Genomic DNA, 13,506 nt, shown 5'->3' on the forward strand with positions numbered 1-13,506 from the left:
GGGGGACCGGCCGGGCAGACGTCGAGGTGGCTGATCCGGCAGGTGTCGGAGGGCACGGCGGACCGCGGGTCGACCGCGGTGCCGTCGCCCGCGACGCGCCGGCGGCGGCCCGCCGGGACGGAGGCGGTGGGCCGCTCGCCGGGCTCGATCATGATCCAGCGGCCGCCGGTCGTACGGTGCCACAGGGCGGGGCGGCCGCACCGGGCGCAGGTCGTGGCGGTGCCGGCCGCCGGATCGGGGGCGGGGGCGGGGACCGGGGCGGGTATGTCCCCGCGGGAGGCGAAGCCGATCCCGTCCAGGACGGTCGCCACGGCGTCGGCCAGGAGCACCGGCTCCCGGTCGGGCTGTTCCTCACAACGCGTCATGAGTGCCATGCCGCGATGGTGGCAGCCGCCACTGACAATGCCGCGGCACGGAATGTGGCGGTGATCGCACCCGCCCCCCGGCTGCAGCCATCGCGGGCCGGATGAGCGACCATGGGGCGGTGACCTCAGCCACCCAGCATCCCCCGTCCCCGGACGCCCTCCGCGCGGTCCCCGCACCGCGGCTGATCGCCACCGATCTGGACGGCACGCTGCTGCGCGACGACAAGACCGTCTCCGCGCGGACGATCGCCGCCCTCGCGGACGCGGAGGCGGCGGGTGTCGAGGTCTTCTTCGTCACCGGCCGCCCGGCCCGCTGGATGGACGTCGTCGCCGAGCACACCGCCGGCCACGGCATGGCCATCTGCGCCAACGGCGCCGCCGTCTACGACCTGCACCGGGGGCGGCTGCTCGCGTGCTATCCGCTCGACGCGCGCGACGCGCTCTCCGTCGTCGCGGCCCTGCGCACCACCGTGCCCGGGACGACCTTCGCGGTGGAGCTGACCGGCGGCTTCGCGTACGAGCCGGACTACCCGCCGTACTCGCCGGTGCCCGACGCGCTCGTGGCACCCGTCGAGGAGCTGCTCGGGGCGGCCGGAGGCGGCCAGCCGGTGCTGAAGCTGCTGGCCAAGCACCCCTCGATGGACCCGGACGTCTTCCTGCGCACGGCGCTGGCCGCGGCCGGGCAGTACGCGGAGATCACCCGCTCCAGCGCCTCCGCGCTGCTGGAGATCAGCGGCACCGGGGTCAGCAAGGCGACCACGCTGGCCCGCTGCTGCGCCCAGCTCGGGATCGGCGCCGACGAGGTGGTCGCGTTCGGCGACATGCCCAACGACCTGGGGATGCTGTCGTGGGCGGGCACCTCCTACGCCGTCGCCAACGCCCACCCGGACGTGCTGGCCGCCACCACGCACCGCACCGCGGCCAACGAGGACGACGGCGTCGCGCGGGTCATCGAGCGGATCCTCGCCGACCGCTGACCGCCGGGCCGGGCACCGTCACAGGGGCGCCTCCCACGCCAGGACGGTGCCCTTGCCGTCCGGGCCCGGCCCGAAGGTGGACTCGCCGCCCAGCGACTCCGCGCGCCGCGCCAGGTTGCGCAGGCCGCTGCGCCGCCCGGTCTCCGGGATGCCGACCCCGTCGTCGGAGACGATGAGCCGGACGCCCTCCAAGCCCTCACCGAGTACGGCGGTGGCGTCCACGATCACCTCGACCCGGGTGGCGCCGGCGTGCCGCAGCACGTTGGACAACGCCTCCCGGAGGGCGGCGATGAGGTTGCGGGCGCTGAGCGCACCGACCCGTGAGTCGACCGGTCCCACGAAGCGCACGGAGGGCTGGAACCCCAGGCCCCGGGCGACCACGGAGGTCTCCCGCAGCACCTGGGCGCGCAGGCCCGCCGGGGCGTCGTCACCGGGCTCCTGCTGGAGGGCGAAGATCGCGGTGCGCACCTCCTGGATGGTGGCGTCCAGCTCGTCGACGGCGTGCGCAATGCTCGCCTCGGCCTCGGGCGGCACCGACTTGCGGATGGCCCCCTGGAGCATCAGCCCGGTGGCGAAGAGCCGCTGGATGACCAGGTCGTGCAGGTCGCGGGCGATGCGGTCGCGCTCCTCGTACACCGCCAGCCGGTTGCGGTCCCGCTGGGCCTCGGCGAGCAGCAGCGCGAGCGCGGCCTGCGCGGCGAACTGGGCGGCGAAGACGTGGTCGTCCTCGGTGAAGGCCGGGGCGCCGCGGACCCGCGGCAGGGCCAGCGCCCCCATCACGTGCCCGCTGCTCAGCAGCGGCAGCATCATGCTGGGCCCGAAGCGGGGGGTGATGGTGGCGCCCATGCGGTCGTCGGTCGCCGCGTCCTCGATGTGGACCGGCTCCCCCGCCAGCAGGGGCGCCGCGGCCGGGCTGTCGGCCTCCAGGACAGTGCCGACCAGGCCGGCCGGGTGGTCGGCCGAGGCCGCGACGACCTCCAGGCCGCCCTCGGCGGTCGGCAGCAGAACGAGGCCCGCGTCGGCCTCCACCAGCGCACGGGCCTGCTCGGCGACGACGTCGAGTGCCCCGGCCCCCGGGTTGCCGAGCAGTGCCGTGGTGACGGCGCCGACCGCGTCGAGCAGCTTGGCGAGTCGTTCTGCCATACGGCGAGCGTAGGCCGCGAGCGGCCCTCACGCCGGTGCGGGAAGCGCCGCGGTCCGCCCGTCAGCTGCGCGTTCGCGCTCCAGGGTGCGGCGGAAGGGGCCCTCGGTGACGGCCAGCTCGTCGTACGTGCCGCGCTGCACGACCCGTCCGCGGTCGAGGACGACGATCTCGTCGACGTCGGCCAGTCCGGTGAGGCGGTGCGTGATCAGGACGGTCGTCCGCCCGGTGGTCGCGGCCAGCAGGTCGGCGGTGAGGGCGTCGGCGGTGGCCAGGTCGAGGTGTTCGGCGGGCTCGTCGAGGACGAGGACGGGGAAACCGGCGAGCAGGGCGCGGGCCAGGGCGAGGCGCTGGCGCTGGCCGCCGGACAGGCGGGTGCCGTGCTCGCCCACGGGGGTGTCGAGGCCGAGGTCCAGCCGGGCGGCGGCCAGGGCGCCGGTCAGTTCCGCGTCCGCGGCCCCGGGGCGGGCCATCCGCAGGTTCTCCCGGACCGTGCTGTCGAAGGCGTGCGCGTCCTGCGCGCACAGCCCCACCATGCGGCGGACGGCGTCGCCGTCCAGGGTCGTCGCGTCGGTCCCGGCGAGGGTGTAGGAGCCGGACTCGGGGTCCAGGAAGCGGAGCAGGACGTGGGCCAGGGTCGTCTTGCCCGCTCCGGAGGGGCCCACGACCGCGACGCGGCGGCCGGGGGTCAGCTCCAGGTCCACGCCGTCGAGGGCGGGTGCCGCCTGCCCGGGGTGCCGTGCGGTCAGGGCACGCAGCACGACGGGGTGCGGTGCCCGGGGCGGCCGGGCCGGGTGCTCCGGCTCGCGTACCGGCTCGGGGGTGTCGAGGACGTCGTGGACGCGCTGTGCGGCGCGCAGGCTGCGGCGGCGGTGCTGGGCCGCGACGGGCAGGTTCGTGACCGCCTCGAACGCGGCGAGCGGGGTGAGCACGACCACCGCGAGCGCGAGGCCGCCGAGCCGGCCGGCGGCGGCCGCCTGCACCCCGGCGACCGCGCAGGCGACGACGGTCAGCCCGGTCAGCAGGGTGCCCAGGCCCGTGCCGAGCGCCGCCCCGGTGGCCGAGCGGGCCGCGATCCGGGTCAGCGCGCGGTCCGCGTCCGCGGCCTTCGCGCGTCGTGCGGGCAGGGCCCCGGCAACGGTGGACTCGGCGGTGCCGGTGAGCACGTCGACGACCTGGGCGGCCAGTTCGCCGCGTGCCGGGGCCAGGGCGCGCTCCGCCCGCCGCGACAGGGCGGCGGACAGCGCCGGTACGGCGGCTCCCGCCGCGAGCAGCCCCACGGCGAGGGCGGCGCCGGCCTCCGGCAGCAGCCAGGCGGTGAACCCGGCCGCCACCGCGCCGGTGACCGCGGCCGCGGAGGCGGGCAGCAGCCAGCGCAGGAAGTAGTCCTGGAGGGAGTCCACGTCCGCGACGAGGCGGGAGAGCAGGTCACCGCGGCGGACGTCCCGCAGCCCGGCCGGCGCGAGGCGTTCCAGCCGGCGGTAGACCGCGACCCGCAGGTCGGCGAGCGCGCGGAACGTGGCGTCGTGCGAGACCAGGCGCTCCGCGTAGCGGAACGCGGCCCGTCCGATGCCGAACGCGCGGGTCGCCGTCACCGCGACCATCAGGTAGAGCACCGGCGGCTGTTGGGAGGCCCGGGCGATCAGCCACGCGGAGGTCGCCATCAGGCCCACCGCGCTCAGCAGGGCGAGCGCGGCCAGCATCACGGCGAGCGCGAAGCGCGGCCGCAGCGGGGACGCCGCGGCCCGCACCCGCCGTGCCGCGCCGGCCTCCCCCGGCCGGGTCGCGACGGTGTGGACGGGTTCAGCAAGTTCGGCAGGGTTGGCGGGTTCGGCGGTCACCGGCGTACGGGTGGGGAGCGCGGCGGCCGGCACCGGAGGGCGGACGTCCGCGCGCACCGGCCCGTCGCCGAGCCGGATCTCGCGGTCCGCGATCGCCAGCAGCGCGGGCCGGTGGACGACCAGCACCACGGTGCGGCCGACGGCGAGCCGCCGGACCGCGTCGACCACGGCTGCCTCCGTCTCCCCGTCCAGTGCCGCCGTGGGCTCGTCCAGCAGCAGAACGGGCCGGTCGGCGAGGAACGCCCGGGCGAGCGCGACGCGTTGGCGCTGTCCCGCGGAGAGTCCGGCGCCTGCCTCGCCGACCCGGCGGGCGGGGTCGAGTTCCGGCGCGCCCGCCTCGCGGAGAGAGGCGCGCACAGTCGCGTCGTCGGCGTCCGGCCGGGCGAGCCGGACGTTGTCGGCGAGGGTGCCGGCGAAGAGATGGGGGCGCTGCGGGACCCAGGCGATGTGCCGGTGCCAGTCGGCGAGTTCGAGGTCGTCCAGGGCGGTGCCGCCGACCAGGACGCGCCCGGCGGTGGGCCGGGTGAAGCCGAGGAGCACGCTCAGGAGGGTGGACTTGCCGGCCCCGCTGGCCCCGGTGATCGCGACCGTCTCGCCGGGGGAGACCCGCAGCGTCACCGGGGCGAGGCGGCCGGCGACGGTCAGGCCCTCGGCCTCGACGGCCGCGGTGCGCGGGTCGGGGGCGGCGGCGTCGCCGCGGGGCGGGGCGGGGGTCTCCAGGAGCGCGAAGACCTCGTCGGCGGCCGACAGTCCTTCGGCGGCCGCGTGGTAGTGGGTGCCGACCTGCCGCAGCGGCAGATAGGCCTCGGGGGCGAGGATAAGGATGACCAGCCCGGTGTAGAGGTCGAGTTCGCCGTGGACGAGGCGCATCCCGACGCCGACCGCGACGAGGGCCACGGAGAGGGTGGAGAGCAGTTCGAGGGCGAAGGAGGAGAGGAAGGAGATGCGCAGGGTCCGCATCGTGGCGCGCCGGTAGTCGGCGGTGACGGCGCGGATGGACTCGGCCTGCGCCTTGGCGCGGCCGAAGACCTTGAGTGTGGGCAGCCCGGCGACGACGTCGAGGAAGTGGCCGGACAGCCGGGCGAGCAGCCGCCATTGGCGGTCCATGTGGGCCTGGGTGGCCCAGCCGATGAGGGCCATGAAGAGCGGGACGAGGGGCAGGGTGAGGGCGATGGTGAACGCCGACACCCAGTCCTCGGTGACGATCCGGGCGAGCACGGCGGCGGGAACGACGACGGCGAGCCCGAGTTGTGGCAGGTAGCGGGCGAAGTAGCCGTCCAGGGCGTCGATTCCGCGGGTGGCGAGGGTGGTGAGTTCGCCGGTCCTGCGGTCGGTGAGCTGGGCCGGGCCGAGCAGGGTGGCGTGGTCGATCAGCCGGCCCCGCAGGGTGGACTTCACGTCCGCCGCTGCCCGGTGGGCGCACAGTTCGGTGAGCCAGGAGACCAGGGCGCGGCCGACGGCGACCGCGGCGAGCAGCAGCAGCGGGGTGCGCAACTCGCCGGTGCCGAGGCCGTCCTGGAACCCGCCGACCACGATCTTCGCGAGCAGCATCGCCTGGGCGATGACCAGCCCCGCGCCGGCGAGGCCCAACAGGACGGAGACGGCGAGGAAGACGCGGGTGGCACGGGCGTACCGCAGCAGCCGCGGGTCGACGGGTTTCACGTGAAACAGCCCCTCGGGTCGCTCAGTGCGCTTCGGCGATGTGCTGGGTGCCGATCCGCTTGCGGAACACCCAGTACGTCCAGCCCTGGTAGATCATGACCAGCGGCGCCGCGATCCCGGCGCACCAGGTCATGATCTTCAGGGTGTAGGGGGTCGAGGATGCGTTCTCGACCGTCAGGCTCCACGCCGGGTCCAGCGTGGAGGGCATGACGTCCGGGAAGAGCGTCAGGAAGAGCGTCGCCACGACGGCGACGACCGTGACCCCGGACAGTGCGAACGCCCAGCCCTCCCGGCCGCGCAGGTTGGCGCCGAGAGCCCCGAGCAGCGCGAGCACCGCGATGATCACGGTGGCCAGGCTGGCGGTGTCTCCTCCGTGGCCCTGTGTCCAGGCCAGGAACGCCGCGGCGAGCACCACGGTGAGCGCGCCGGCCCCGGTGGCGAAGCGGCGGGCCCGCGCGCGGATGTCGCCGAGGGTCTTGAGCGCCGCGAAGACCGCGCCGTGGAAGGTGAAGAGGCTGAGCGTGACCAGACCGCCGAGCAGCGGGTACGGGCCGAGCAGGTCCCAGACCTGCCCGGTGTACTCACCGGACCGGTCGATGGCCACCCCGTGCGCGATGTTGGCGAACGCCACGCCCCACAGGAACGCGGGGACGAGGGAGGTCCAGAAGATGGCCCACTCCCAGCTGCTCTGCCAGCGTTCGCCGGTCCGCTTGGCGCGGTACTCGAAGGCGACGACGCGGATGATCAGGCAGAGCAGGATCGCCAGCAGCGGCAGGTAGAAGCCGGAGAAGAGGGTGGCGTACCACTCGGGGAAGGCGGCGAAGGTGGCGCCGGCGGCGGTGATCAGCCAGACCTCGTTGCCGTCCCAGACCGGGCCGATGGTGTTGATCAGCACGCGCCGCTCGGGGCGGTCGCGGGCGAGCAGCCGGGTGAGCACGCCGATGCCGAAGTCGAAGCCCTCGAGGAAGAAGTAGCCGGTCCACAGGACGGCGATGATGACGAACCAGACGTCGTGGAGGTGCATGCCGTCTCTCCCTAGTACGAGAAGGCCATCGGGCGGTCGGCGTCGCTGTCGCCGCCGATCTTGGTGGGGGGATTCAGGTCCGTCTCGGTGAGCTCGGGGGGTCCGGCCTTGGCGTACTTGACCAGGAGCCTGATCTCGACGACGGCGAGGACGGCGTAGAGCGAGGTGAGGACGATCAGCGAGGTGAGCATCTCGGCGGTGGAGACGCCGGGGGAGACCGCGTCCTCGGTGCGCAGCAGTCCGTAGACCACCCACGGCTGGCGGCCGTTCTCGGTGAAGATCCAGCCCCAGGAGTTGGCGATCAGGGGGAAGCCCATGGTGAGCAGCCCGATCCGCCAGTACCAGCGCGACAGCTTCGGGGAGAGGGCGGTGTTCCTGGTGAGCATCAGGTGCGGCGGCTCGTCGTCGGCGGTGCGCCGGTCCTCGGCGAGCCAGAACCTGCGGCGGGTGAGCCAGAGTCCCGCGAGGCCGACCGCGAAGGACGTCATGCCGAAGCCGATCATCCAGCGGAAGCCCCAGTAGGCGACGGGGATGTTGGGGCGGTAGTCGCCGGGGCCGTACTTGCGCTGTTCGGCCTTGTTGACGTCGTTGATGCCGGGCACGTACGAGTCGAAGTCGTCGTGGGCGAGGAAGGACAGCACGCCCGGGACCTCGACGGCGACGGTGTTGTGGCCCTTCTCCACGTCGCCGTAGGCGAAGATCGAGAAAGGGGCCGGGGACTGCCCGTCCCACAGGGCCTCGGCGGCGGCCATCTTCATCGGCTGCTGCTGGTACATCACCTTGCCCAGCCGGTCCCCGCTGAGGGCGGTGAGCAGTCCCGCGACGACGGCGGTGACCAGGGCGAGGCGCAGCGAGGTCCGCATGACCGCGACGTGCTTCCTGCGGGCCAGGTGGTAGGCCGATATGCCGATCATGAACGCGGCGCCGGTCAGGAAGGCCGCGGTCAGCGTGTGGAAGACCACCACGACGGTGGTGTTCTGGCTGAGCACGGCCCAGAAGTCGGTGAGTTCGGCGCGGCCGGTGGCCTTGTTGTAGCGGTAGCCGACCGGGTGCTGCATCCAGGAGTTGGCGGCGAGGATGAAGTACGCCGACAGGATCGTGCCGAGCGAGACCAGCCAGATGCAGGCCAGGTGGATCTTCTGGGGGAGCTTGTCCCAGCCGAAGATCCACAGGCCGATGAAGGTGGACTCGAAGAAGAAGGCGATGAGCGACTCGAAGGCGAGCGGGGCTCCGAAGACATCGCCGACGAAGCGGGAGTAGTCCGACCAGTTCATCCCGAACTGGAACTCCTGGACGAGGCCGGTGGCCACGCCCATGGCGATGTTGATCAGGAAGAGCTTGCCCCAGAACTTGGTCGCTCCCAGGTACTTCTCCTTGCCGGTGCGGACCCATGCCGTCTGCAGACCGGCGGTCAGGGCCGCGAGGGAGATCGTCAGGGGGACGAAGAGGTAGTGGTAGACGGTGGTGATGCCGAATTGCCATCGCGCGACGGCCACGGAGTCGAGTGCCAGCTCCACGTCACGCCTCCTGTTCTGGTGCGCTTGTGAAAGTGAACGCATTCACAAGCTCAGTATGACCTACACACTTTTGCCCCCTCACACCGGGGGGTGGGAGGGGGCAAAAGGGGAGAAGCAGCAGGTCAGGACCGCGGAACGGGCTCCGGCACGGTGACGGTCGTCAGCAGGCCGCTACAGCTCCTTGCGGAAGGCCTCGGCCGTACGCAGCAGCACGTCGTTGGCACCGGTCTCGCCGATCGTGATCCGCACACCCTCACCGGCGAACGGCCGCACCGTGACCCCCGCGCTCTCGCACCGGGCCGCGAAGTCCGCCGTGTGCTCCGCCAGCCGCAGCCAGACGAAGTTGGCCTGCGTCGCCGGGACCGTCCAGCCCTGCGCGGTCAGCCCCTCGTACACCCGGGCCCGCTCGGCGACCAGCGCGTCCACCCGGTCCAGCAGCGCCTCCTCGGCCCGCAGCGAGGCCACCGCCGCGTCCTGGGCGAGCTGGCTGACACCGAAGGGGACGGCAGTCTTGCGCAGCGCCTCCGCCACCGGCTCCTGCGCGATCGCGAAGCCGACCCGCAGGCCGGCCAGGCCGTAGGCCTTGGAGAAGGTGCGCAGCACGGCGACATTGGGGCGGTCCCGGTAGACCTCGACGCCGTCGGGCACCTCGGGGTCGCGGATGAACTCCTTGTACGCCTCGTCCAGGACGACCAGCACATCGGAGGGGACGCGGTCCAGGAAGCGCTCCAGCGCGGCACGGTGGACGACGGTGCCGGTGGGGTTGTTGGGGTTGCAGACGAAGATCAGCCGCGTGCGGTCGGTGATCGCGTCCGCCATCGCGTCCAGGTCGTGCCGCTCCTCGGCGTCCAGCGGGACCGGCACCGCGAAGGCCCCGCTGATCTGCGTGATGATCGGATAGGCCTCGAAGGACCGCCAGGCGTAGACGACCTCGTCGCCGGGGCCGGAGGTGATCTGCAGCAACTGCTGGGCCACGCCGACCGATCCGGTACCGGTCGCGATGTGCTCCACGGGAACGCCGAAACGGGCCGCCAGCTCGGTCTGGAGCGCGGTGCAGGCCATGTCGGGATAGCGGTTGAAGCTCCCCGCGGCGGCCGTGACCGCCTCGAGGACACCGGGCAGCGGCGGGTAGGGGTTCTCGTTGGAGGACAGCTTGTAAGCCGTCACGCCGTCCTCCACCGCCGGGGGTCGACCCGGCTTGTAGGTGGGGATACCGTCCAGTTCGCGGCGCAGTCGGGGGTTCATGCCCACACCATACGAGCGGCCCAGCGCTCTGGGGAGGCCCTGATGCACGCGAGAAACAAGGGGCGCCCGGCCCGGGTGGCGTGCTGGACGAAGCGGTGCGCGCCGGTAGCGCGCGCGGTGGCGCGCATCCCTCGTAGGGGTGAGTTGATACCGCTTCGGACCAGGGGGCAATGCCCCCGCGATCCCGCCGGCCGGTCGCGCATCCGCGGGTCGAAACCTGATGCGACCTGCGCATTCAAGGCCCTGCGCCGGACCTCGGAACGCAGAAACGTCTCTGTCAATGCGCCACGCGGGCCCCCCGCGAACGGACCACCCGAGCCCTACTATCACCACGCCATGACAGCAGCAGGGAACCACCAGGCGAACCGGCCCGTCGGACGCCGGCTGGAGCGGGCGGGCATCAGGGACGTGGCCGCCGCGGCCGGTGTCTCGATCACCACTGTCTCCGACGCGCTCAACGGCAAGGGCCGGCTGCCCGACGCCACCCGCGCACATGTCCGCGAGGTCGCCGACCGGCTGGGCTACCGCCCCTCGGCCGCCGCCCGCACGCTGCGGACCGGCCGGTCGGGGCTCATCGGGCTGACCGTGACGACCTACGGGGAAGAACCTTTCACCTTCACCGAGTTCGCCTACTTCGCCGAGATGGCCAGAGCCGCCACCTCCGCCGCGCTCGCCCGCGGCTACGCCCTCGTCATCCTGCCCGCCTCGTCCCGCCACGACGTGTGGAGCAACGTGGCGCTCGACGGCACCGTCGTGATCGACCCCTCCGACCACGACCCGATGGTCACCGAACTGGTCCGGCAGGGCATCCCCGTGGTCAGCGACGGCCGCCCGGCCGGCAGCCTGCCCGTCCAGGCCTGGGTCGACAACGACCACGAGGCCGCCGTGCTCGGCATCCTGGAGCACCTCGCCGACGCCGGCGCCCGCCGGATCGGCCTGCTCACCGGCACCAGCACGGACACCTACACCCGGCTGTCCACCAGCGCCTACCTGAGCTGGTGCGAGCGCGTCGGACAGGAACCGGTGGTCGAGTCCTACCCGGCCCACGACCCCTGCGCCGGAGCCGTCGCCGCCGACCGGCTGCTCGCCCGCCCCGACCGGCCCGACGCGGTCTACGGCCTCTTCGACCCCAACGGCACCGACCTGCTGGCCGCCGCCCGCCGCTACGGGCTGCGCGTCCCGGAGGACCTGCTGCTGGTGTGCTGCAGCGAGAGCATGGTCTACGCGGCCACCGAGCCGCCCATCACCACGCTCTCCCTCAAACCCGGGCGCATCGGCACCGCCGTCGTCCAACTGCTCATCGACGCCATCGAGGGCGTGGACGGCGGCCGGCCGGTCCAGCAGGTCATGCCGACCGATCTCATCGTCCGCACCTCCTCGCAGCGGCGCTCCCCCAGCACCACGGTGAACCCGCCGCGCGGGCCCTCCCGGGGATGAGCGGTACGGAAAGCGGACGGGTCGGGAGCGCGGCGGCGGACCCGCGAGCCCGTCCGGGCGGAGGCGCATCCTCCGGGGCGCGATGAGCCCGTCCCGGGGGGATTTGTCCGGACCGGAGGAAATCGCTATCACCAGGTGTGTCACGCCGCGACATCGTCATTCCTATGATGGGCGGATGGTGGCGCGACGGTGGAGGGTTCGATGACTCAGGGGGCAGGTCAGGGACCCATGCTCGGCACGGGGTCCGGCGGGCGTCCGCACGGTGCGGAGGCCGCGGCCCAGAGTGCGCCACCGGCGCCTCCGGGCCCGCAGTCCGGCACCGGCTACGAGCCCACGCTCGTCGAGGAGGTGCCGCTCCCCGAGGAGTACACACCCACCCAGCGCGATCTCCCGGTCATCGGCGCCGCCGACGAACCGCCGCTCGGACCGCTCTACGTCGTCGGCGACGTCCACGGCTACCTCGGCGAGCTCTGCGAGGCCCTCTACGCGATCGGGCTGATCGACGCCGAAGGCCACTGGGCGGCGGGCAACGCCCGCCTGTGGTTCCTCGGCGACTTCACCGACCGCGGCCCGGACGGCGTCGGCGTCATCGACCTGGTCATGCAGCTGTCCGCGGAGGCCGCCGCGGCAGGCGGCTACACCCGCGCCCTCATGGGCAACCACGAGCTGCTGCTCTACGGCGCCCACCGCTTCGGCGACACCCCGGTCAACTCCGCCGCCGGCACCGCCACCTTCCTGGCCGCCTGGCGCCTCAACGGCGGCCAGACCAGCGACATGGAGCGGCTGGAGGACCACCACATCGCCTGGATGTCCCGGCTCGACGCGGCCGCCCTCGCCGACGACCACCTCCTGCTGCACTCCGACACCACCGCCTACCTGGAGTACGGCGAGACCATCGACGCCATGAACGACGCGGTCACCGGCATCCTCCAGCGCGGCGACGCCGACGAGTGCTGGGAGCTGTTCCGCAAGTTCACCCGGCGCTTCGCCTTCCGCGGCGAGGACGGGGCGCAGGCGGCCCGGGAACTGCTCGGCACCTACGGCGGCCGCCGGGTCGTGCACGGCCACAGCCCCATCCCGTACCTGCTCGGCGAGGCCGGCGGCGAGCACGCCGCGGACTCCCCCGACCGGACCGCCGTCGTCGAGGGACCGCACGTCTACGCCGACGACCTCGCGGTGGCCATGGACGGCGGAGTGACGATGGAGGGCAAACTCCTGGTCGCACGCCTGCCGTTGTAGCCGCCGAAACCCCCATTTTCCGGAAACACTCTGTCACCCCGTCACCTCCGCGCTCTACCATCGGGTTATCCGTAGGCAGCTTCTCCTCCGCTTCCGCCCAGCCGGTCCGGAAATCCAGTGCGGACCCCGGGGCGGCACCGGAGACGGAGCATCGGGGGATGCACATGAACAGCGCTCCACATCTGCTCACCGAGGACCGCCCGGAGTTCGAGCGCGTCCTCGACGCGGCACTGCACTCGGAAGGCACCCGGGCCGCCCTCGCGGACGCCCGGAACGCGCTCAACACCGAGCAGTTGCGCACCATGGCGCTCAGCGCCGCCGCGCCCATATCCGCCTGCGCGGCGCCGGAGTACGAGAGTTACCTCAAGGCCCGCGAGGCGCTGTCCGAGCAACGCCGTGAACAGCGGGTCGCCGCCGTCTCCGGCATCGGCTACGCCGCGGCCGCACCGGGGGTCGCCGACGGTTCGGGCGCCGGGCTGTTCGCGATCGTCGCCGTCCTCACACCCGTCCTCGCCGGCACCGCCGCCGTGATCTTCCTGGTCCTGGGCTACGCCCTGGCGCTCGGCCACTCCGAGCCGGACATCGCCGCTCCCCTGCGTCAGGCCGGCTGGCTCTTCGCGGCGGTCGCCGCGTGCGGCATCGTCGTCGGCATGATCGGGCTGCTCCTCACGGCCCTGCGCAACAGCTCCACCGCCCGGGCCGACCGTCCACCCGACGAACCGCCCGAGATCACCGCGGCCCGCGAGATCTGGCGCCGGGCCCTTCTGGAACGCGGCCTCCAGCCCTTCATCGACGCGGCCCTGGCCAAGGCCGCGGACTCCGCCCCGCCCCCGCCGGACCGCCGCAATGGCGACGGCAACCACCGCATGCCACGCCTGGGTTACTCCCGCCCCGACTTCTCCAGCCCCGGCCCGGAGTCCTCCCCGGAACCCGGGCACCGGTTCACCAGTCCCGACTACTCCAGCCCCGACTACTCCAGTCCGGACTACGGCGGCCCCGACCACGCCCCCAACTGACCCCCACGGCCCCCGCCCCCGAGTCACCCCGGGGCCGGGGGC

The 13,506-nt window shown here is 73.4% G+C and carries 8 protein-coding genes and 2 pseudogenes; 4 read left to right on the forward strand and 6 right to left on the reverse strand.

The window, feature by feature from the left end:
• Window positions 1–56: 56 nt before the first annotated feature.
• Window positions 57–374, reverse strand: a pseudogene (locus tag ABZ883_RS09755) (DUF6083 domain-containing protein); the annotation flags it as partial.
• A gap of 110 nt (window positions 375–484) precedes the next feature.
• Here ABZ883_RS09755 and ABZ883_RS09760 point away from each other — a divergent pair.
• A complete protein-coding gene (locus ABZ883_RS09760) occupies window positions 485–1,342 on the forward strand; it encodes a Cof-type HAD-IIB family hydrolase (RefSeq protein ID WP_360904363.1) in 858 nt (285 codons plus the stop codon).
• An 18-nt stretch (window positions 1,343–1,360) separates the two neighbouring features.
• Here the strand turns inward: ABZ883_RS09760 and ABZ883_RS09765 are convergent.
• From ABZ883_RS09765 to hisC, 5 genes and pseudogenes are all read right to left on the reverse strand, one after another.
• Window positions 1,361–2,446 (reverse strand): annotated as a pseudogene (locus ABZ883_RS09765) (histidine kinase); the annotation flags it as partial.
• A gap of 66 nt (window positions 2,447–2,512) precedes the next feature.
• Window positions 2,513–5,986: a thiol reductant ABC exporter subunit CydD gene (gene cydD / locus ABZ883_RS09770; protein ID WP_360904366.1), complete on the reverse strand. Its 3,474-nt coding sequence runs from the start codon at window positions 5,984–5,986 to the stop codon at window positions 2,513–2,515.
• Window positions 5,987–6,008: 22 nt separating this feature from the next.
• Window positions 6,009–7,010, reverse strand: coding sequence for a cytochrome d ubiquinol oxidase subunit II (gene cydB / locus ABZ883_RS09775; RefSeq protein WP_360904369.1), 1,002 nt, complete (start codon window positions 7,008–7,010; stop codon window positions 6,009–6,011).
• Between the two features lie 11 nt (window positions 7,011–7,021).
• On the reverse strand, window positions 7,022–8,527 hold the full coding sequence (locus ABZ883_RS09780) for a cytochrome ubiquinol oxidase subunit I (protein ID WP_360904372.1): 1,506 nt from the start codon (window positions 8,525–8,527) through the stop codon (window positions 7,022–7,024).
• Between the two features lie 171 nt (window positions 8,528–8,698).
• Entirely contained in the window at window positions 8,699–9,772 is a 1,074-nt protein-coding gene (hisC, locus tag ABZ883_RS09785) for a histidinol-phosphate transaminase (RefSeq protein ID WP_360904375.1), read from the reverse strand.
• 336 nt (window positions 9,773–10,108) lie between these two features.
• Here hisC and ABZ883_RS09790 point away from each other — a divergent pair, with 336 nt between their 5' ends.
• The 3 genes from ABZ883_RS09790 (at window position 10,109) to ABZ883_RS09800 (ending at window position 13,464) form a co-directional block, all read left to right on the forward strand.
• Window positions 10,109–11,209, forward strand: a complete 1,101-nt coding sequence (locus ABZ883_RS09790) for a LacI family DNA-binding transcriptional regulator (protein WP_360904378.1) — start codon at window positions 10,109–10,111, stop codon at window positions 11,207–11,209.
• Window positions 11,210–11,410: 201 nt separating this feature from the next.
• Complete coding sequence (locus ABZ883_RS09795; RefSeq protein WP_360904381.1) at window positions 11,411–12,448, forward strand: metallophosphoesterase; 1,038 nt, start codon at window positions 11,411–11,413, stop codon at window positions 12,446–12,448.
• A 164-nt stretch (window positions 12,449–12,612) separates the two neighbouring features.
• Window positions 12,613–13,464, forward strand: coding sequence for a hypothetical protein (locus ABZ883_RS09800; RefSeq protein WP_360904384.1), 852 nt, complete (start codon window positions 12,613–12,615; stop codon window positions 13,462–13,464).
• Window positions 13,465–13,506 lie beyond the last annotated feature (42 nt).

Source organism: Streptomyces sp. NPDC046977, assembly GCF_040644455.1.
Classification (GTDB): Bacteria; Actinomycetota; Actinomycetes; order Streptomycetales; family Streptomycetaceae; genus Actinacidiphila.

Coding starts and splice junctions, on each gene's coding strand:
- ABZ883_RS09800 (WP_360904384.1), top strand. CDS start 12,613: ATGAACAGCGCTCCACATCTGCTCACCGAGGACCGCCCGGAGTTCGAG.
- hisC (WP_360904375.1), bottom strand. CDS start 9,772: ATGAACCCCCGACTGCGCCGCGAACTGGACGGTATCCCCACCTACAAG.
- ABZ883_RS09790 (WP_360904378.1), top strand. CDS start 10,109: ATGACAGCAGCAGGGAACCACCAGGCGAACCGGCCCGTCGGACGCCGG.
- ABZ883_RS09795 (WP_360904381.1), top strand. CDS start 11,411: ATGACTCAGGGGGCAGGTCAGGGACCCATGCTCGGCACGGGGTCCGGC.
- cydB (WP_360904369.1), bottom strand. CDS start 7,010: ATGCACCTCCACGACGTCTGGTTCGTCATCATCGCCGTCCTGTGGACC.